At 74.5% G+C, this 20,215-nt stretch carries 16 protein-coding genes; 7 read left to right on the top strand and 9 right to left on the bottom strand.

The genetic code is table 11. The features are described from left to right. Positions 1 to 128: 128 nt before the first annotated feature. Entirely contained in the window at positions 129 to 2,597 is a 2,469-nt protein-coding gene (gene gyrA / locus ACI79Z_RS18545) for a DNA gyrase subunit A (protein ID WP_456903451.1), read from the bottom strand. Between the two features lie 114 nt (positions 2,598 to 2,711). Next, positions 2,712 to 4,748, bottom strand: coding sequence for a DNA topoisomerase (ATP-hydrolyzing) subunit B (gene gyrB, locus ACI79Z_RS18550; protein ID WP_387988643.1), 2,037 nt, complete (start codon positions 4,746 to 4,748; stop codon positions 2,712 to 2,714). A 283-nt stretch (positions 4,749 to 5,031) separates the two neighbouring features. Here gyrB and ACI79Z_RS18555 point away from each other — a divergent pair, with 283 nt between their 5' ends. Further along, positions 5,032 to 6,546, top strand: a complete 1,515-nt coding sequence (locus ACI79Z_RS18555) for an SDR family oxidoreductase (RefSeq protein ID WP_456903452.1) — start codon at positions 5,032 to 5,034, stop codon at positions 6,544 to 6,546. A 150-nt stretch (positions 6,547 to 6,696) separates the two neighbouring features. Here ACI79Z_RS18555 and ACI79Z_RS18560 read toward each other — a convergent pair whose 3' ends face one another. From ACI79Z_RS18560 to dnaA, 7 genes are all read right to left on the bottom strand, one after another. Then, positions 6,697 to 8,403, bottom strand: coding sequence for an ABC transporter ATP-binding protein (locus ACI79Z_RS18560; RefSeq protein WP_387988709.1), 1,707 nt, complete (start codon positions 8,401 to 8,403; stop codon positions 6,697 to 6,699). Between the two features lie 65 nt (positions 8,404 to 8,468). Next, positions 8,469 to 9,245, bottom strand: a complete 777-nt coding sequence (locus ACI79Z_RS18565; protein WP_387988641.1) for a hypothetical protein — start codon at positions 9,243 to 9,245, stop codon at positions 8,469 to 8,471. A gap of 13 nt (positions 9,246 to 9,258) precedes the next feature. Continuing rightward, positions 9,259 to 9,759, bottom strand: coding sequence for a DUF721 domain-containing protein (locus tag ACI79Z_RS18570; RefSeq protein ID WP_387988640.1), 501 nt, complete (start codon positions 9,757 to 9,759; stop codon positions 9,259 to 9,261). Then, positions 9,752 to 10,930 carry a DNA replication/repair protein RecF gene (recF, locus tag ACI79Z_RS18575; RefSeq protein WP_387988639.1) on the bottom strand — a complete coding sequence of 393 codons (1,179 nt, stop codon included), beginning with the start codon at positions 10,928 to 10,930 and terminating at the stop codon, positions 9,752 to 9,754. Before recF ends, ACI79Z_RS18570 begins: the two co-directional genes overlap by 8 nt. Positions 10,931 to 10,961: 31 nt before the next feature. Further along, entirely contained in the window at positions 10,962 to 11,894 is a 933-nt protein-coding gene (gnd, locus tag ACI79Z_RS18580) for a phosphogluconate dehydrogenase (NAD(+)-dependent, decarboxylating) (protein ID WP_387988638.1), read from the bottom strand. A 118-nt stretch (positions 11,895 to 12,012) separates the two neighbouring features. Then, on the bottom strand, positions 12,013 to 13,200 hold the full coding sequence (gene dnaN / locus ACI79Z_RS18585) for a DNA polymerase III subunit beta (protein ID WP_387988637.1): 1,188 nt from the start codon (positions 13,198 to 13,200) through the stop codon (positions 12,013 to 12,015). A gap of 840 nt (positions 13,201 to 14,040) precedes the next feature. Next, positions 14,041 to 15,903 carry a chromosomal replication initiator protein DnaA gene (gene dnaA / locus ACI79Z_RS18590; RefSeq protein WP_387988636.1) on the bottom strand — a complete coding sequence of 621 codons (1,863 nt, stop codon included), beginning with the start codon at positions 15,901 to 15,903 and terminating at the stop codon, positions 14,041 to 14,043. Between the two features lie 728 nt (positions 15,904 to 16,631). On the opposite strand from dnaA, the gene rpmH reads away from it, so the two are divergent. The 6 genes from rpmH to rsmG all read left to right on the top strand — a co-directional run bounded on the left by rpmH (position 16,632) and on the right by rsmG (position 20,155). After that, on the top strand, positions 16,632 to 16,769 hold the full coding sequence (rpmH, locus tag ACI79Z_RS18595) for a 50S ribosomal protein L34 (protein WP_040338882.1): 138 nt from the start codon (positions 16,632 to 16,634) through the stop codon (positions 16,767 to 16,769). Between the two features lies 1 nt (position 16,770). Then, entirely contained in the window at positions 16,771 to 17,190 is a 420-nt protein-coding gene (gene rnpA / locus ACI79Z_RS18600; RefSeq protein WP_387988635.1) for a ribonuclease P protein component, read from the top strand. Continuing rightward, positions 17,187 to 17,603 (top strand): membrane protein insertion efficiency factor YidD, encoded by a 417-nt coding sequence (yidD, locus tag ACI79Z_RS18605; RefSeq protein WP_387988634.1) that lies wholly within the window; start codon positions 17,187 to 17,189, stop codon positions 17,601 to 17,603. Before rnpA ends, yidD begins: the two co-directional genes overlap by 4 nt. Beyond that, entirely contained in the window at positions 17,596 to 18,765 is a 1,170-nt protein-coding gene (yidC, locus tag ACI79Z_RS18610; RefSeq protein WP_456903453.1) for a membrane protein insertase YidC, read from the top strand. The genes yidD and yidC overlap by 8 nt, the downstream gene beginning before the upstream one ends. A 134-nt stretch (positions 18,766 to 18,899) precedes the next feature. After that, positions 18,900 to 19,502 carry a Jag family protein gene (locus ACI79Z_RS18615; RefSeq protein ID WP_456903454.1) on the top strand — a complete coding sequence of 201 codons (603 nt, stop codon included), beginning with the start codon at positions 18,900 to 18,902 and terminating at the stop codon, positions 19,500 to 19,502. 38 nt (positions 19,503 to 19,540) lie between these two features. After that, entirely contained in the window at positions 19,541 to 20,155 is a 615-nt protein-coding gene (gene rsmG, locus ACI79Z_RS18620; RefSeq protein WP_456903455.1) for a 16S rRNA (guanine(527)-N(7))-methyltransferase RsmG, read from the top strand. Positions 20,156 to 20,215 lie beyond the last annotated feature (60 nt).

The raw sequence follows: 20,215 nt of genomic DNA on the forward strand, positions 1-20,215 counted from the left end.
GGGTGGTGGGGTGCTCCACCTGCACGTAGCCCTCGTCGTCGAGCTTGAGCTGCCCGGCGAACATCTCGCTGCGCGGGGGGGGGGGGGGGGGCCCCCCACCCCCCCCCACGCCTGCTCCCGGTTCCACCCTAGGCGGCGGGCTCGTCGTTGTCCGTCGTGCGCGCGATCGCCACGATCGACACGTCCTCGGGCAAGTTCATGAGCTTGACACCCATGGTGGCCCGGTCCTTGTTGTGGCGCACGCCGTTGACCGGCGTCCGGATCACGCCGCCGCCGGAGGTGATGGCGTACAGCTCGTCGCCGAGCCGGACCGCCAGCGCCCCGACCAGGGCGCCCTTGCGCGCCTTCGGGTCCGCGGTGAGCACGCCCTTGCCGCCGCGGCCCTGCGGCGGGTAGTTCTCGATGCCGGTCCGCTTGGCGAAGCCGCGCTCGGTGGCGACGAGGACGTCGACGCCCTCCTCCACGACCATCATCGACAGCAGCCGGTCACCGGGCGCCAGCGAGATGCCGCGCACGCCCTCGGTGGCCCGGCCCATCGGCCGCAGCGTGGCGTCGTCGGCCTTGAACCGGATCGACATCGCCGAGCGGGTGACCAGGAGCAGGTCCTGCTCGGGGTCGATCAGCGCCGCGCCGACCAGCTCGTCGCCGTCGCGCAGGTTGATCGCGATGACACCGCCGCTGCGCGGGGAGTCGAAGTCCGACAGCCGGGTCTTCTTCACCTGCCCGTTGGCCGTGGCCAGCACCAGGTACGGCGCGACGCCGTAGTCCTTGATCTGCATGACCTGGGCGATCCGCTCGTCCGGCTGGAACGCCAGCAGGTTGGCCACGTGCTGGCCGCGGGCGGTGCGGTTGGCCTCGGGCAGCTCGTAGGCCTTGGCCCGGTACACCCGGCCCTTGGTCGTGAAGAACAGGATCCAGTCGTGGGTGGAGCCCACGAAGAAGTGGTCGACGATGTCGTCCTGCTTGAGCTGGGCGCCCATCACGCCCTTGCCGCCCCGCCGCTGCGACCGGTAGAGGTCGCTCTTGGTCCGCTTGGCGTAGCCGGTGCGGGTGATGGTGACGACGACCTCCTCCTCCGCGATGAGGTCCTCCATCGTCACGTCGCCGTCGTTGGCCACGAACTTGCTGCGGCGCTCGTCGCCGTACTTCTCGACGATCTCCTCGAGCTCGGAGCGGACCAGCTGCCGCTGCCGCTCCGGGGAGTCGAGGATCGCCTGCAGGTCGGCGATGCGGGCCTCGATCTCGGCCAGCTCGTCGAGGATCCGCTGCCGCTCCAGCGCGGCCAGCCGGCGCAGCTGCAGGTCGAGGATCGCGGTCGCCTGGACCTCGTCGACGTCGAGCAGCTCCATGAGGCCGGTGCGGGCGGCCTCGGCGGACTCGCTGTTGCGGATGAGCGCGATGACCGCGTCGAGCTGGTCGAGGGCCTTGGCGTAGCCGCGCAGGATGTGCGCGCGCTCCTCGGCCTTGCGCAGCCGGTAGCGGGTGCGCCGGACGATGACCTCGATCTGGTGGTTGACCCAGTTGCGGACCAGCTCGTCCAGGCGCAGCGTCCGCGGGACGCCGTCGACGATCGAGAGCATGTTGCAGCCGAAGGAGGTCTGCAGCTGCGTGTGCTTGTACAGGTTGTTCAGCACGACCTTGGCCACGGCGTCGCGGCGCAGGGTGATGACGAGCCGGCGGCCGACGCGGTCGCTGGACTCGTCGGCGATCTCGCTGATGCCCTGCAGCCGGCCGTCCTTGACCGCCTCGGCGATCGCCTCGGCCAGGTTGTCCGGGTTGACCTGGTAGGGGAGCTCGGTGACGACGAGCTGCACGCGGCCGCGGCTGTCCTCCTCGACCGTGACGACGGCGCGCATCTTCACCGAGCCGCGGCCGGTGCGGTACGCGTCCTCGATGCCCTCGCGCCCGACGATCAGGCCGTGGGTCGGGAAGTCGGGGCCCGGGATCGCCTTCATGCAGGCGGTGAGGGCCTCCTCCGGCTCCGCGTCCGGGTTGTCGAGCATCCAGTAGGCGGCCTCGGCGACCTCGCGCAGGTTGTGCGGCGGCATGTTGGTCGCCATGCCGACGGCGATCCCCGCCGAGCCGTTGATCAGCAGGTTGGGGATCCGCGAGGGCAGGACCAGCGGCTCCTGCGTGCGGCCGTCGTAGTTCGCCTGGAAGTCGACGGTCTCCTCGTCGATGCCGGCCAGCATCTCCATGGCCAGCGGCGTGAGGCGGCACTCGGTGTAGCGCATGGCGGCCGGCGGGTCGTTGCCCGGCGAGCCGAAGTTGCCCTGGCCGTCGATGAGCGGGTAGCGCATCGACCACGGCTGGGCCAGCCGCACGAGGGCGTCGTAGATCGCCGAGTCACCGTGCGGGTGGTAGTTGCCCATGACCTCGGCGACCGGCCGGGCGCACTTGACGTAGCCGCGGTCGGGGCGGAAGCCCTGGTCGTACATGGCGAAGAGGACGCGGCGGTGCACCGGCTTGAGGCCGTCCCGCACCTCCGGCAGCGCGCGGCCCACGATGACGCTCATCGCGTAGTCGATGTAGCTGCGCTGCATCTCCTGCTGCAGGTCGACCGGCTCGACGCGGTCGCGGGCAGGGGTCTCGGTCACTGGTCAGATCTCCACGGGTGAGTGCACAGGAGTGGACGAACGCGCTGGTCGGGCGCCGGTTCGGGGACCGGGGGGCGGGCGTCGGACGCCGTTCCCCCGGCCCCGGTGCGGCGGCTAGACGTCCAGGAAGCGCACGTCCTTGGCGTTGCGGGTGATGAAGCTGCGGCGGGCTTCGACGTCCTCGCCCATGAGCACGCTGAACAGCTCGTCGGCCGTCGCGGCGTCCTCGAGGGTGACCTGGCCCAGGAGGCGGGTCTCCGGGTTCATCGTGGTCTCCCACAGCTCGCTGGCGTTCATCTCGCCGAGACCCTTGTAGCGCTGGATGCCCTCCTCCTTGGGCAGCTTCCGGCCGGCCTCGGCGCCGGCCTTGAGCAGCGCGTCGCGCTCGCGGTCGGAGTACGCGTACTCGTCGCCGACCTTGCCGCCCCACTTGATCTTGTAGAGCGGCGGCCGGGCCAGGTAGACGTGCCCGGCCTCGACCAGCGGCCGCATGAAGCGGAACAGCAGGGTCAGCAGCAGGGTGCAGATGTGCTGGCCGTCGACGTCGGCGTCGGCCATCAGCACGATCTTGTGGTACCGGAGCTTCGACAGGTCGAACTCGTCGTGGATGCCGGTGCCGAAGGCGGTGATCATCGACTGGACCTCGGTGTTCTTGAGGACCCGGTCGATGCGCGCCTTCTCGACGTTGATGATCTTGCCGCGGATCGGCAGGATCGCCTGGAACATCGAGTCGCGGCCGGACTTGGCCGAGCCGCCGGCCGAGTCGCCCTCGACGATGTAGATCTCGGAGTTGCGCGGGTCGGTCGAGCGGCAGTCGGCGAGCTTGCCCGGCAGCGAGTTGTTGCTCAGCAGGTTCTTGCGGGCGAGCTTGCGGGCGTCCTGCGCGGCGCGGCGGGCGCGGGCGGCCGAGGCGGCCTTGGTGATGATGGTCTTGGCCTCGGTCGGGTTGGCCTCGAACCAGTGCGAGATCTGGTCGTTGCAGACCTTCTGCACGAAGCCCTTGACCTCGGTGTTGCCGAGCTTGGTCTTCGTCTGGCCCTCGAACTGCGGGTCGCCGATCTTGACCGAGACGATCGCGGCCAGGCCCTCGCGGATGTCCTCGCCGGTGAGCTTCTCGTCCTTCTCCTTGAGCAGCTTCTTCTCGACGGCGTAGCGGTTGACGATCGACGTCAGCGCCGCGCGGAAGCCCTCCTCGTGGGTGCCGCCCTCGTGCGTGTTGATGACGTTGGCGAAGGTGTAGACCGACTCGGAGTACGCGTCGGACCACTGCATCGCGACGTCGACCGACATGCGCATGTCGTTCTTGCCGGTGCCCTCGGCGCCGAAGCTGATGACCGAGCGGTGGATCGGCGTCCGCTTGGCGTTGATGTGCCCGACGTAGTCGATCAGGCCGCCCTCGTAGTGGTAGGTGACCTCGGTGGCCTCGAAGGCCTGCTGCTCGGCACCGGGCTGCGGGGCGGACTCGGCGACCGACACCTCGTCGGCCACGCCGGTCTCGGCCTTGCCCTGGCCGGGCCGCTCGTCGCGCAGGACGATCTTCAGGCCCTTGTTCAGGAAGGCCATCTCCTGCAGCCGGCGGCTGATGGTGTCGAACGAGTAGGTCGTCGTCTCGAAGATGCCGCCGTCGGCCCAGAAGGTGATCTGGGTGCCCTGCTTGGAGGTCGGGCCGACCTCCTCCAGCTTGCCGGGCTTGGCGAAGTCGTAGGACTGGTGCCACTCGCGGCCGTCGCGCCAGATGCGGACGTCGAGCGCGGTGGACAGCGCGTTGACGACGGTGACGCCGACGCCGTGCAGACCGCCGGAGACGCCGTAGCTCTTGCCGTCGAACTTGCCGCCCGCGTGCAGGACGGTCATGACGACCTCGACGGTCGGCCGCTTCTCGACGGGGTGCAGGTCGACGGGGATGCCGCGGCCGTTGTCCTCGACGCGGACGCCGCCGTCGGCCAGCAGGGTGACCCGGACGGTGTCGCAGTAGCCGGCCAGCGCCTCGTCCACGGCGTTGTCCACGACCTCCCACACCATGTGGTGGAGGCCGCGCTCACCTGTGGAGCCGATGTACATGCCGGGCCGCTTGCGGACCGCCTCGAGCCCCTCGAGGACGGTGATGGAGCTGCCGGAGTAGGAGTTCTCGGTCTTCGGTCGAGCGACCACGTGGGGCCCTTCTGTCGCGCTCCCGGCATGCGGGCACCTCTCCACGGAGAGGGGCCCCGGGGGCGCACAGCGCCGCTCAGCCGGATGCTGGGGATTCCTGTCCTCCATGTTACCGGGTCCACCGACAGAAACCGCGTCGCGCAGGCCCTCAGGCCGCCGCTGCGCCACTCGCGGCTCGCGACGTACCACCGGTGTTGCCCCGGGGGTCGACACGCCCGCCCAGGGGCCGCTGGGCCGGTCGACCGGACGGCACCGTCCGCCGGCGACTCCCAGACTGGTCGACATGCAGCCCGCAGCCCGCTCCCTCACCTGTCTCGTCACCGGCGCGACCGGGTACGTCGGTGGCCGGCTGGTCCCGGAACTGCTGGCCGCCGGCCACCGGGTCCGGGTCCTCACCCGCTCACCGCGCAAGCTGCGCGACGTCCCCTGGCGGGACCGGGTCGAGGTCGCCGAGGGCGACGCCGGCGACGCCGACGCCGTCCGCCGCGCCTGCGAGGGCGCCGACGTCGCCTACTACCTGGTCCACTCGCTGGCGATCGGCCGCGAGTTCGAGGAGCGGGACCGGCACACCGCGCGGGTCATGGCCGACGCGGTGCGGGAGGCCGGCGTCGGGCGGCTGGTCTACCTGGGCGGGCTCGAGCCGCAGGACGAGGAGCTGTCCCCGCACCTGCGCTCGCGGGCGGAGGTGGCGCGCATCCTGCTCGACTCCGGCGTGCCCACCGTGGTGCTGCGGGCCGCGGTCATCCTCGGCTCGGGCTCGGCGTCGTTCGAGATGCTGCGCTACCTCACCGAGCGGCTGCCGGTCATGGTCACGCCCCGCTGGGTGCACAGCCGCATCCAGCCGATCGCCATCCGCGACGTGCTCCGCTACCTGGTCGGCTGCGCCACGCTGCCGCCGGACGTGCACCGCTCCTTCGACATCGGCGGACCCGACGTCATGGACTACGCGCACATGATGCAGCGGTACGCCGAGGTCACCGGGCTGCCGCGGCGGCGGATCCTGCCCGTCCCGATCTTCACGCCGTCGCTGTCCAGCCACTGGGTCGGCGTCATCACGCCCGTCCCGGCGTCGATAGCCCGGCCGCTGGTCGAGTCCCTGCGCAACACCGTCGTCTGCGCCGAGCACGACGTCGCGCGGTACGTGCCCGACCCCCCGGAGGGCCTGCTCGGCTTCGACGAGGCGGTGCTCCTGGCGGTGCAGAAGGTCCGCAACAACGCCGTCGACACCCGGTGGACCGGCGCCTCGGTGCCCGGGGCGCCGTCGGACCCGCTGCCCTCCGACCCCGACTGGGCCGGCGGCAGCCTGTTCCTCGACGAGCGGACGAGGGAGACCGACGCCTCGCCGGAGGCCCTGTGGCGGGTGGTCGAGGGCATCGGCGGGGAGACCGGCTGGTACAGCTTCCCGCTGGCCTGGGAGGTGCGCGGCTGGCTGGACCGCGCCGTCGGCGGGGTGGGGCTGCGCCGCGGCCGGCGCGACCCCAGCGACCTCTACGTCGGCGACGCGCTGGACTGGTGGCGGGTGGAGGAGTTGGAGGAGGGCCGGCTGCTGCGGCTGCGCGCGGAGATGCGGCTGCCCGGCCTGGCCTGGCTCGAGTTCCACGTGGAACGTGCCGAGGACGGGCGCACCCGGCTGCGCCAGAAGGCGACCTTCCACCCCTTCGGCCTGCTCGGGCAGCTCTACTGGTGGGGCATCTCGCCGTTCCACGGCGTCGTCTTCGGCAGCATGGTCCGCAACCTCTGCAAGGCCGCGGAGGCGCAGGACGGCAAGGGCGCGACGGCGGCCTCGCGAGCCGCGTAGCACTTCGTCGGTCTGCCGGCCGACACCGCGGTCAGGTCCCGTCCCCCGGCTGCTCGGAGCCCTTCCCGGCGCTCGATCGCGGGACCCTCCGGGCCCCACTCCTCCCGCCGCCCCGCGGGGCGGCCCACCTGGCGATCCCGCGGCCGCCCGTCAGACCAGGAGCTGGGCGGAGGCGAGCTCGCGGTAGAGGGGGCTGGTCTCCACCAGCTCGGCGTGCGTGCCGCGGGCGACGACCCGGCCGCCGTCGAGGACGACGATCTGGTCGCTGTCGAGCACGGTGGACAGCCGGTGGGCGACGACGAGCAGCGCCCGGTCGGCGGCCGCGGCGGCCAGCGTCTCGCGCAGCAGGGTCTCGTTGCGGGCGTCGAGGCTGGCGGTCGGCTCGTCGAGCAGCAGCAGCGCCGGGCGGGCCAAGAGCGAGCGCGCGATGGCCAGCCGCTGCCGCTCGCCGCCGGACAGCAGCACGCCCTCGTCGCCGACCGGCACGTCCAGCCCGCGGGTCGAGCGCTGCACCACGCCGGTCAGCCCGACGTCGGCGAGCACCGCCCACAGCTCGTCGTCGCCGGCGTGCGGCGCGGCCAGCAGCAGGTTCTCCCGCACCGTCCCGGCGAGGACCGGCGCCTCCTGCTCGACGTAGCCCAGCTGCGCGCGCAGTGCCGCGCGGGGCAGCTCGCGGACGTCGGTGCCGGCCCACCGGATCGCCCCGCCGGTCAGCGGGTAGAAGCCCTCCACCAGGGCGAGCACCGTGGACTTCCCCGCGCCGGACGGCCCGACCAGCGCCACCCGGCCGCCCGCCGGCACGGTGAGTGAGACCCCGCGCAGCACCTCCGTGCCGTCGGGGTAGGCGAACGAGACGTCGTCGAGCTCGAGCAGCGGGACACCGGGCGCCGGCGCGCGCGGGGCGGTCGTCACGCCGCCCACCTCCGCGACGGCGTCCCGCTCGGGCTCGAGGACCAGCACCTCCTGGATGCGGGCCAGCGCGCCGAGCCCGGTCTGCAGCTGGGTCCACGCCGAGACCGCCTGGCCCAGCGGCATGACCAGCAGGAACAGGTACAGGATGAAGGCGACCAGGTCGGCGACGGCGATCGAGCCGGTGGCCACCCGGTACCCGCCGAGCCCGAGGACGGCGAGGAACGCGCCCTGCACGGCGATCGACCCGGCCGGCGCGACCAGCGCCTGCACCCGCGCCACCGAGACCCCCGCCCGGTAGGCCCGCGCCGCGCTGTCCCCCACCGCGTCGACCTCGCGCGCGGTGGCGCCACTGGCCCGGATGGTGCGCACCGCCGACAGCGCCCGCTCGACGGCCGCCGTCATCGCGCCGACCTCCTCCTGCGCCAGCCGCGAGAGCCGGCGCACCCGCCGGCTGGTGCTCACCACGACCGCCATGCCGACCGCGACCGCGCCGAGCGTGACCAGCAGCAGCCAGACGTCGACCAGCGCCATGGCCACGAGCGCGCCGATCCCGACCACCGCGGAGCCGGCCACCTCGACGACGCCGGAGGTGACGGTGGCGCGCAGCAGCGTGGTGTCGGCACCCACCCGCGACATCAGGTCGCCGGTGCGCCGCCGGTCGTACTCGGCCACGGGCAGCCGCAGCAACCGGTCGGCCACGGTGCGCCGGGTGGTGAGGACGACGCCCTCGCCGGTGCGCTGCAGCAGGTAGGACTGCCCGGCGTCCAGCACCGCCCCGGCGACCAGGACCAGGACCAGCGCGGCGACGGCGGGCAGCAGCGGCCGGCCGGCGCCGACGGCGGCGATGACCCGCCCGGTGAGCGCCGGCTGGGCCAGCGCGGCGGCCGCGCCGACCAGCGACAGCCCGGCGGCCAGCAGCAGCGGCCGCCGGTGCGGGCGGAGCATGGGCAGCAGGTCGCGCAGCCCCGCCGCGGGTGCGGCCGCGGGGCCGACGACGGCCTCGGGAGCGCTCAGGAGACGCCGGCCAGGGCGGAGACCATCGCCCCCAGCAGGCGGGCGTGGTGCTCGATCAGCTCGGGCCGCTGCCCGTCCGGGCGGACCGCGGCGAGGTGGCCGGCGGCCGTCCAGAACTCGTCGCCGTCGTCGGAGGCCATCAGCAGCCCGCGCACCGTCTGGTCACCGACCAGCCGGCGGACCGCCTCGCCGTCCTCGGCGGCGAGCAGCACCCAGCGGGCGTCGAAGGCCTCGTCGCCGCTGGGCACGTGCAGCAGGCCGCCGGTGCGGTGCCGCCAGAACCGGGCCGGGGACAGCCGCAGGCCGGGCAGCGGCAGCAGCACCGGTGCCGCGGTGACCGCCCACTCGGGCACGGTGTACCGCTTGTCGGTGAACACGACGTCGAAGGCGACCAGCTCGAGGGTCCCGGCGCGCCCGCGCATCACCCCCGCCGGCCGGTGGTCCTTGGTGGCACGGACCGGTGCGGTGGCCACCAGCTCGGCGAGGACGGCGTCCTGGGGCGCGGTGCCGTCGGAGATCTCCCAGCCGTGCTGCAGCGCCCAGCCCTGCGCCCCGACGGTGTCGCCCTGGTAGCGGAACACCTGCTCGACGACGCCGGGGGTGCGCTGCCGCGGAGCGGGCGGGGCCCAGGAGACGACCGGCCCGGGGCGGGCCGGCTCCTGCTCCCGGTCACCGTCGCCCGGCCCGCCCTCGCCGAGGTGGGCCGGCTCCTGCCAGCCGTCCCGGTCGCGCGGGTCGTCGTCGCGGGGTCTGTCGTCGTGCGGGCTGCTCATCGGGGCACCGTCCTCATCCGTACGTGTCGCGGGGCCCCCGTCCGCGGACCGACCGCGGACCCTTCTTCCAGCTGGGGGCCGTCGGACCGACAACGCGCAGCCGGGTCACCACGTCCCCGCCGACCTGGGCGCGCAGCCTGGCGAGGATCGTCGGGGCGAGCAGCCGCAGCTGGGTGGCCCACGCGGTGGACTCCGCGACGACGAGCAGCTCGCCCTCGGTCAGCGTCTCCGGGCGGCAGTGCGCGGCGATGTCGGGGCCGACCAGCGCCGACCAGCGGCCGAACACCGCGCCGACCCGGGTCTGCTCCGACCAGTCCTGCGCGCTGACCAGCGAGTCGACCAGCCGGCCCAGCGGCTGCGGGTCGTCGTCGCCCGGGCGCGGGCCCGTCCACCTCCGCCGCGGGCCCGCCACCCGGCGGCGGGTGGGCGCCGGGCGGGCGGCCGACGCCGCGCGGGCCGCCTCCAGCGCGGCGCGGGCGATGTCGCTGGGCCGGGCCGGCCGCTCGTCAGCCACCGTCGACCTCCTCACCGTCGGCGCCCGCCTCGACCAGCGTCGCCGTCCCCTCGCCCACCTCGACCCGGGCGCCGCGGAGCTCGCCGGGCACGTCGTCGAGGACGGCGGCCGTGATGAGCGTCTGCTCGGCGCCCCGGGCGACCTCGGCCAGCGCCGCCCGCCGGCCGGCGTCGAGGGTGGCGAAGACGTCGTCGAGGACGAGGATCGGCTCCTCGCCGTCGGCGCGCAGCAGGCCGAAGCAGCCGAGCTTGAGCGCGAGCGCCAGCGACCAGGACTCGCCGTGGCTGGCGAAGCCCTTGGCCGGGGCCGGGCCCAGGTGCAGGACGAGGTCGTCGCGCTGCGGGCCGACCAGCGTCATCCCCCGGTCCACCTCGTCACGGCGCCGCTCGGCGACCCGCTCGCGCAGCGCCACGGACAGCTCCGCCGCCGATGGCGTCGCGGTGCCCTCGGGCAGCGGGGCGCCGTCGCCGGCCAGCGGCACGGTGCTCGCGTAGCCCAGGCCCGCGGCCGCGGCGCCCGCGCCGGCCACGGTGGCGTAGGCGCGGGCGACGTGCGGCGCGAGGTCGGCGACCAGCGCCAGCCGGGCGGCCAGCAGCTGCCCGCCGAGCTCGACGAGGTGGGCGTCCCACACGTCGAGGGTGGCCAGCGCGTCGCCCCGGGCCAGCCGGGCGGTCTTGAGCAGGGCGTTGCGCTGCTTGAGCACCCGCTCGTAGTCGCTGCGCACCCCGGCCAGCCGCGGCGTGCGGCTGACCAGCAGGTCGTCGAGGAAGCGGCGCCGCTCGGCCGGGTCGCCGCGCACCAGCGCGAGGTCCTCGGGGGCGAACAGCACGCTCTTCACCAGCCCGAGCAGCTCGCGCGGGCGCGGCAGCGCCGCCCGGTTCACCCGCACCCGGTTGGCCCGGCCCGGGTTGACCTCCACCTCGACCAGCAGCTCGCGGTCCTCCCGGCGCAGCGCCGCCCGGACGACGGCCTGCCCCGCGCCGTGGCGCACCAGCGGCGCGTCGGCGGACACGCGGTGGCTGCTCATGGTCGCGAGGTAGCCGACCGCCTCGACGAGGTTGGTCTTGCCCTCGCCGTTGCGGCCGACGAACACCGTCGGGCCGGGCCGCAGCGCCAGGTCGACCTTCTCCCAGCTGCGGAAGTCGACGAGCTGGAGGTGCCGGACGTACATCAGCGTCCGGCGGGGAGGACGACGACCGTGCTCACGCCGGCCGCTCGACCTCCTGCGCCCTGACGGCGTGCACCGCGTGCCCGCCGAACTGCTGGCGCAGTGCGGCGACCGCCTTCATCGTCGGCGAGTCGTCCTGCCGGGAGACGAACCGGGCGAACAGCGACGCGGCGATCGTCGGCATGGGGACGGCGTGGTCGATGGCCTCCTGCACCGTCCACCGGCCCTCCCCGGAGTCCTCGGCGTAGCCGCTGATCTTCTCCAGCTGCGGGTCCTCCTGCAGCGCGCGGACCAGCAGGTCCAGCAGCCACGAGCGGATGACGGTTCCCTGCGTCCAGGACGCGATGACGCCGGGCACGTCCTCGACCAGGTCGACGGCGGCGAGCAGCTCGTAGCCCTCGCCGTAGGCCTGCATCAGCGCGTACTCGATGCCGTTGTGGACCATCTTCGCGTAGTGGCCCGCACCCACCGGGCCGGCGTGCACGAAGCCCGCCCCCGGCATCTCCTGCCCGGACTCGTCGGTCGGCGTCGGCGGCCGGAGGGCGTCGAACACCGGCTGCACCTTGGCGACGTCGTCCTTCGAGCCGCCGACCATGAGGGCGTAGCCGTTCTCCAGGCCCCAGACGCCGCCGGAGACGCCGGCGTCGACGTAGCCGATGCCCTTTTCGCCGAGCATCTCGGCATGCACCTTGTCGTCGGTGAACTTGGAGTTCCCGCCGTCGACGACGACGTCGCCGGGCTCGAGCAGCTCACCGAGCTGGCGCACCGTCTCCCGGGTCGGCTCGCCGGCCGGGACCATCACCCACACCACCCGCGGCGCGGACAGCGCGCCGACCAGCGCCTCGAGACTGTCGACGTCCCGCTTCTCCGGGTGGTGGTCGAAGCCGACCACCTCGTGGCCGGCGCGGCGCAGCCGCGTGGCCATGTTGCCGCCCATCTTGCCCAGCCCGATCAGCCCCAGCTGCACGGCTCAGTCCTTCCCTCGCGGTCGTCATGGCACGGGCGCACGCGACGGTGCGGGTGCCCGCGGTGTGCGGTGCCCTCCCGGGCTGCCCGGGACACCTCCGAGCGGACGTCGGCCGACGTCAGCCCGGCAGGCGCACCGGCATGATCAGGTAGCGGTAGCTGCCGGGGCGCTCCACCGGGCGCTCGCCGCCGTCCTCGTCGTCCGTCGCCGGGTCCTCGACGCCGGAGAGCACCGCGGGCTTGAGCGGGCTGGTGAAGTCCATCCGCGCCCGGCCGGTGTGCACCGCGGCCAGCCCGTCCAGCAGGAACGTCGGGTTGAAGCCGATGGTCAGCGGGTCGCCCTCGAACTCGACGTCGCAGCGCTCCTCGGCCTGGCCCTCGTCGTCGCTGCCGCCGGCGCGCAGCGTGACCTGGCCGGGGGTGAACTCGCAGCGCAGCGGGGTGCCGCGCTCGGCGACCAGGGCGACGCGCTTGGCGGCGTCGGTGAACTGCACGACCGGCAGCGTGGCGTGCGCGGCCGACTCGCTCGGCATGATCGCGCGGTACTTGACGAACTCGGCGTCCAGCAGCCGGGTGGTGGTCTGCCGGTCCTTGCCCGACAGGCCGAGGATGCCCTCGCCGGACCCGCTGGAGGACAGCGAGACCACGATCTCCGGGCCGCTGGTGAGGGTCCGGGCGGCGTCGGCGAGCGTGCGCGCCGGGACCAGCACCGCGGCCGAGATGCCGGGGGTCTCCGGGCGCCAGGCGAACTCGCGCACGGCCAGCCGGTAGCGGTCGGTGGCGGCGAGGGTCACCCGGTCGTCGTCGATCTCCAGCCGGACGCCGGTGAGCATGGGGAGGGTGTCGTCGCGGCCGGCGGCGACGGCGACCTGGCCGACCGCCTCGGCGAAGACGTCGCTGTCCACCACGCCGGCCGACGACGGCATCGCCGGCAGCGACGGGTAGTCCTCCACCGGCAGCGTGGGCAGGCTGAACCGCGCGTTGCCGCAGGTGATCGCCAGCCGCGGGCCGTCGGCGCGGACGTCGACCGGCTGCGGCGGCAGCGCGCGGGTGATCTCGGCGAGCAGCCGGCCCGGGACCAGCACGCGGCCGCTCTCCCCCGCCTGCACGTCGACCTCCGCGCGCGCGGAGACCTCGTAGTCGAAGCCGGAGACCGACAGCTGGCTGCCGTCGACCTCGAGCAGGATGCCGGCGAGGACCGGCACCGACGGCCGCGGCGGGAGGCTGCGCGCCGTCCACGCGACGGCATCCGCGAGCACCTCGCGTGTCACCCGGAACTCCATGACCGACCCACCCCAGCTCTGCACGGCCCACTGCTGTCGTCTGCGCACCCCGGTGCCCCGGCGTCCGTGCGGACCGGGAACGGGGCTCCGTGTCTGTTGCGTCGTTCATCGTGCCCGTCGGGGTGTGGATGGGGGAACCCGGGACCCGATCAGGTGGCCGCTCCTGCTTCCTCCTGCTCTCGGCTGCCGTCCCGCTGCGGCCCCGGGGCCCCTCCGGGCCGCAGCGTCCCCACCCCTACTGGGGTTCGAGAAAACCTGGATCTATCTCCCTCATCTCCGTCATCACCGGTGTGGAAGCTGGGGATCGGGCCCCTTCCCGCAGGTCAGCGCCCGAGTCGACATGTTGGTTCGCTGTGGGGAAGTCACGTGCCGTTGTTGTCGACACGTGGACATCTCGACGGCGGTGCACAGGCGTCGCCGTCTCTCCACGCCCCGTCCCCGCTGCACCCCCGGTCTGTCCCCAGTCCGTGCCCAGGCCCCCGGCGACCGCGCCGGCCGACGACGGGCGCGGGTGGGGACGGCGGCCCTCCGGGGGCACGAAAGCGCAGGTCACCACGGCGGAACGTCGCTGGATGCACACACTGGGGAACCACCTGGGGACGACACCCGGTGCCGCGGCTCCCCGGAGCGGTCCGGTCACACCGGGATGACGATCTCCCCAGGGTGTGCACATCCCTGGGGACAACTCGGCGGCATGTCGACACGGCGGGAGCCGGTGACCGCCCGGCAACCGCGGGACGACGGGCGACGACCGGTCCCCGCCACCGCCCACCGGCTGTGGACAGCCGGCCCGGTGTCTCCACCGCGGCGGGCCGGTGACGGCCGACGACGGCCGACCGAGGGCCCTCCGAGGGGCCGCCGGGGCTACTGGCGGGCGCGGCTCTTGATGCGCGCGGTCAGCTCGGTGACCTGGGTGTAGGTCGCCCGGCGCTCGCTCATCAGGTTGGTGATCTTCTTGACCGCGTGCATGACCGTGGTGTGGTCCTTGCCGCCGAAGGAGGCCCCGATCCGCGGCAGGGACAGCTCGGTGAGCTCCCGGCACAGGTACATGGCGATCTGGCGGGCGTTGACCAGCGTGCGGCTGCGGTTGGAGCCCTGCAGCTCCTCCATCGTCACGGAGAAGTACTCCGCGGTCGCGGCCATGATGATCGCCGCGGTGATCTGCGGGCCCTGCTCGTCGCTGATGAGGTCCTTGAGCACCAGCTCGGCCAGCGGCAGGTCGACCTGCTGCTTGTTGAGGCTGGCGAAGGCGGTGACCCGGATCAGCGCGCCCTCGAGCTCGCGGATGTTGGTCTGCACCTTGCTGGCGATGAACTCCAGCACCGGGTCGGGCACCTGCAGCCGCTCGCCGTAGGCCTTCTTGCGCAGGATCGCGATGCGGGTCTCCAGGTCCGGCGCCTGGACGTCGGTGATCAGCCCCCACTCGAACCGCGTGCGCAGCCGGTCCTCGAGCGTCGTCAGCTTCTTCGGCGCCCGGTCGGAGGTGATGACGATCTGCTTGCTCGCGTTGTGCAGCGTGTTGAAGGTGTGGAAGAACTCCTCCTGCGTCCGCTCGGCGCGCTCCAGGAACTGGATGTCGTCGATGAGCAGGAAGTCGATGTCCCGGTAGCGGCGGCGGAAGTCCTCGGCCCGGCCGGAGTGCACCAGGTTGATGAACTCGTTGGTGAACTCCTCGGTGCTGACGTAGCGCACCCGCACGTTGGGGAACATCCGCGCCGCGTAGTGCCCGATCGCGTGCAGCAGGTGCGTCTTGCCCAGCCCGGAGTCGCCGTAGACGAACAGCGGGTTGTAGGCCCGCGCCGGGGCCTCGGCGACGGCGACCGCCGCGGCGTGGGCGAACCGGTTGCTGTTGCCGATGACGAAACTGTCGAAGACGTACTTGGGGTTCAGCCCCGGGTCCAGGCCGGCCGGTGGACGGCGGTCACCGAACAGCGGCACCGCGGTGCCGGACGCGCGGCCGGGGGACCCGCCGCGCTGCGGCGCGGGCTCGTCGGCGCCGTCGGGGGCGGCGTCACCGAGGTCGAAGGGCAGCACCTCGGCGCCCTCCCCGACCCGCGGGCCGCGGCGGCGGCCGGTGCGCCCGCGGCTCGCGGGGCTCCAGTCGGTGCCGCCCCACTCCCCCACGCCGTCACCGGCGGGTGCCGGCGCGTCGGCGGGGGACGACGCCTCCCGGCGCGCGGCGTCCCGGCGGGCGGCGTCGGCCCGGCCGGCGTCGTAGGGCTCGAAGGGGCCGGCCTCGTACGGGGCCGACTCGTAGGACGCCGGCTCGTACGGCGAGGACTCGTAGGGGCCCGGCTCGAACGGCGCGGGCTCGAAGCCGGCACGGTCGAGCGGACGCGCGTCGCTGCGCACCCCGAAGGCGCTGCGGCCGTCGTCGGCCCGCTCGCGGTCCTCGTCGCTGGGGGCGGCGTCCACCGGCGTCCACGGCCGGCGGGTCGGCTGCTCCTCGGGCGCGGGCGCCGAGGCGGGGGCGTCCTCGAGCTGGATGGCGACGCCGATGTCCCGGCCGAGCTGCTCGGACAGCGCCTCGGCAAGCACCCGGCGCATCCGCGACTCGAGCACGGTCTGGGTGAACTCGTTGGGCGCGGCGAGCACGGCGGTGCCACCGACCAGGCCCACCGGCCGGGTCAGGTTGAGCATCGCGTTCTGCTGCCGGGTGAGGCTGGTCGCCAGCCGCTCGCGGACCGAGTCCCAGACCTCCGCCAGGTCCACCGCGGCATCGGCCATGACCGTGTCCTCCCCTTGCAGTTCGTCCCCGCTGTCCGACCTCCGGCGTCCTCGGGAGCCGGCGTCCCCGGTGCCGCGGCTGCCCGGGAAGTGGACATCCTGGACACCCGGGTTCCACACGAGTGTCCACAGGCTGTGCACGACCGGCGACATGGTGCCGTGTCGACCTGTGGATGTCAGGTCGCAGCGGGGTCGTCGCTGGTCGGGAGGGAGGTCGTGATACGGCTCGAGACGGACTGCGGTCAGGTCGACCGGGTGGTCGGCCCCCGTACCGGGCGGTCTGCCCGGACCGGAGCGACGGCGACGCTAACAGCCCCGTCCACAGCCCGGCAACGACGTCCGGGGACGCCTGGGACGGCCGGTGCGCGTGTCGTTCGGCGTGTCGTCCCCGGCCGGTCGGCGTGCCGACACCGACCGTCCGCCCGGAGGGTGCAGCCTGGCGGGTCGCCGTCGGCGAGCCGGTCGCGTGACCGGGACCGCGGGAACGGCGTCCTCGGGCGTCGCCGTCCTCGGTTATGCTGGTCGGAGTCTGTGGACCGGTAGCGGTGCGCGGACGCGGTCGTCCGCCGGATCCCGGCGCCGTCCGTGTCCCGGGCCGCCGGTGCCGGGGCCCACAGCGCCAGCCTCGCGGGGTCCCGCGGAGTGGCCCCGCCGCCTCTCCCGGAGCCCCGCCGCGTGCCTGCCCACCGGCCGGCCGCACCACCGATGTCCTGCCGTAGGAGTACCCCGTGAGCAAGCGCACCTTCCAGCCGAACAACCGCCGCCGGTCCAAGACCCACGGCTTCCGGCTGCGGATGCGCACCCGCGCAGGCCGCGCGATCCTCGCCGGCCGCCGCCGCAAGGGTCGCGAGAAGCTCTCCGCCTGAGGTGCTGCCCGCGCAGGCCCGCCTGCGCCGGCGTCCGGAGTTCACCGCGGTCGTCCGGTCGGGCCGGCGTGCCGGTCGGCCGACCATGGTGCTCCACTACCTCCCCGTCCGACCCCCGGCCCGCACGGCCGGGGGTCTCGACGTGCCCGGGGACGGGACGCCCGCCGGGCCCCGTGCCGGGTTCGTGGTCGGCAAGGCGGTCGGCAACTCCGTGGTCCGGCACCGCGTGACCCGGCAGCTGCGCGCCGCCGTGCGCGAGGAGCTCGGCCGGCTGCCCGCCGGCGCCGACCTCGTCGTCCGGGCCCGCCCCGACGCCGCGACGGCGACCTCCGCGCAGTTGCGCCGCGACCTGGCCGCCGGCCTGGACCGGGTGCTCGCAGAGCGGTCCCGGCCGTCGGCCGAGCGGACGCGGTCCTCGTGAGCGCCCCCGCGGCCCGGCGTCCCGGACCGGTGGCCCGCGCGCTGCTGGCCGCCGTCGGCTTCTACTCCCGCGCCGTCAGCCCCGCGCTGCCGCCGCGCTGCCGCTTCGCCCCCACCTGCAGCGCCTACGCCGCCGAGGCGGTCGCCGTCCACGGCGCCGCCCGCGGGTCGTGGCTGGCGCTGCGGCGGCTGCTCAAGTGCGCGCCCTGGCACCCCGGCGGCTACGACCCGGTCCCCGCGCCGCGCGCGGGCCGGGGACGCCCCGGAACCGGTGGCGACGGCCGCACGTCGATGACAGCGGCACCCGCGGCCCCCGCCGACGGCGTGCCCGCCGCCGACGGTGCCCGTCGCCCCGCCCCCGAGACCCCGCCGGCGTCCCGCCGGGCCCCGCAGGAGGAGTCCTCCGTTGCTTGACTGGCTCTACACCGCCATCGCCTTCGTCATGAAGACGTGGCACTCGGTGTTCTCGACGTTCCTCGACCCGGCCGGTGGCATCACCTGGGCGCTGTCGATCGTGTTCCTCGTCGTCACCGTCCGGCTGCTGCTGTTCCCGCTGTTCGTCAAGCAGATCAAGAGCCAGCGGGCGATGCAGGAGATCCAGCCGGAGATCCAGAAGCTGCGCAAGCAGTACGGCGCGGACCGCCAGGGCTTCAGCCAGGCGATGATGGCGCTGCAGAAGGAGCGCGGGGTCAACCCGCTGGCCGGCTGCCTGCCGATCCTCCCGCAGATCCCGGTCTTCCTCGCGCTGTTCCACGTGCTGCGCCGGCTGCGGCCGGGCGCCCCCGGTCTCTACAGCTGGGACGACCAGCTCACCGACCAGGCCGCCAAGGCGGAGCTGTTCGGGGCGCCGATCTCCTCGTCGTTCACCATGTCGGGGCAGAAGGCCACCGACATCCTGGCGCTGCCCGGCGTCAGCCAGGGCGGCATCCGCACGGTCGCGCTGATCCTCATGGTGGTCATGTGCGTGACGACCTTCGTCACGCAGAAGCAGATCATGAAGCGCTCGGGGCCGGTCGAGGGCCAGGCCGCGATGGTGCAGAAGCTGCTGCTCTACGGCATGCCGGTCAGCCTCTTCGTCACCGGCTTCTTCTTCCCCATCGGCGTCCTCCTGTACTGGATGACGAACAACCTGTGGACCCTGGGCCAGCAGTTCTTCATCCTGCGCAAGATGCCCCCGCCCGGCAGCCCCGCCGCCAAGGCGAAGGCCGCGGCCGAGAAGCCCGCGATCGACCCCAAGACGCTCGCCCCCCGGCCCGGCGCCAAGCCGGTGCGCGGCAAGAGCGGCCGGCCGGCGGCCGCCGGCGTCGAGCTGACCAAGGGCGGCGCCGACGGGGCCCCGGCGGACGGCACCCCGGCCGGCGGGAACGGCGCCACCGGCACCGGCACCGGCACCGGCGCGAACGGCACCGGTAGCGCGAACGGGGCCGGGGGCGGCGGCACGGCCGGCGGGGCGACCGCCGCGGGCGGGACCGCCTCCGGGGGCCGCTCCGGCGGCGGGAACCGCGCCCCCCGGCCCGCGAACCGCGGCCCGCACGGCCGGCCCGCCGGCACCGGCGGCAAGCGCAAGCGCCGCTAGACCCCGGTCCGCGGCGAACGGCGTCCCCCGACGCCGCTCGCCGCGGACCCGCCGGGAGGAGCAGCGACCACGCGCCCTCCGGCCTCCGACCTCCGGGCCCGCCCCGGCCGCCCGCACCGACTGGAGGTACCTCCGTGAGCGTCCCGAACCACACCGCACCGGCCGAGACCCCCGACCTCCCCGACGCCGACGGCGACAGCACCGACGCCGTCCTCGAGCCCACCGACGAGGTCGCGCCCGCCCCCTCGGGGAACGGCCGCGCCGCCGCCGCCGGCACCGACCTGCTCGTCCGCGAGGGCGACGTCGCCGGCGACTACCTCGAGCGCCTGCTCGACATCCTCGACGTGGACGGGGACATCGACCTCGACGTCGAGGGCGACCGCGCCTCGGTCGCCATCGTCGGCGGCGACCTCGACGACCTCGTCGGCTCCGACGGCTCCGTCCTGGAGGCGCTGCAGGAGCTCACCCGGCTGGCCGTCGCCCAGGCCACCGGCGTCCGCAGCCGGCTGATGCTCGACATCGGCGGCTACCGGGCCCGGCGGCGCGCGGACCTCACCTCCATGGCCGCCGAGGCCGCCCGCCGGGTCGCCGGCACCGGGCAGCCCGAGCGGCTCGCGCCGATGAACCCCTTCGAGCGCAAGGTCGTCCACGACGTCGTCGCCGGCGTCCCCGGGGTGCGCAGCGAGTCCGAGGGCGAGGAGCCCAACCGCCGCGTCGTGGTCCTGCCGGAGCGGTGAGCGACACTCCCGTCCCGTCCGCCCCACCCGCCCCGGAGGTGGCCGCCTCCGTCTTCGGGGCGGGGCTGCCCGGCGCCGAGCGCTACGTCGCCCGGCTCGCCTCCGACGGCGTCACCCGCGGGCTGATCGGCCCGCGGGAGGTCCCGCGGCTGTGGGAGCGGCACGTGCTCAACAGCGCCGCCGTCGCGGAGGCCGTGCCCGAGGGGGCCCGGGTGGTCGACGTCGGCAGTGGCGCCGGCCTCCCGGGGATCCCGCTCGCGCTGGCCCGGCCGGACCTGCGGATGACCCTGGTGGAGCCCATGGCCCGCCGGGTCGAGTTCCTCGAGGAGGTCGTCGCCGAACTCGGCGCCCCGTGGCGGGTGGTCCGCGGCCGCGCCGAGGAGCGCTCGGTGGTGACCGCCGTCGGCCCGGTCGACGTCGTCACCGCCCGGGCGGTCGCCGCGCTGCCCCGGCTGGTCGGCTGGAGCCGCGGCCTGCTGCGGCCCGGCGCCCAGCTGGTGGCCCTCGTCGGCGCCCGCGCGGTGGAGGAGCTGCCCGCGCTGGTCCCCGAGCTGGAGGCCGCGGGCATGCGCGACGTCCACGTCCGGGCTGTCGGCGCCGGGCTGGGGGACGCTGCCACTACCGTGGTGGTGATGACGCGGGGCCGACGGTGAGGCCCCGCGGGACGACGACGGCGTTCCACGTGGAACGCGACCAGGTACCCGTCCCGTTCC

The sequence above is a fragment of the Geodermatophilus sp. SYSU D00663 genome (genome assembly GCF_054050655.1).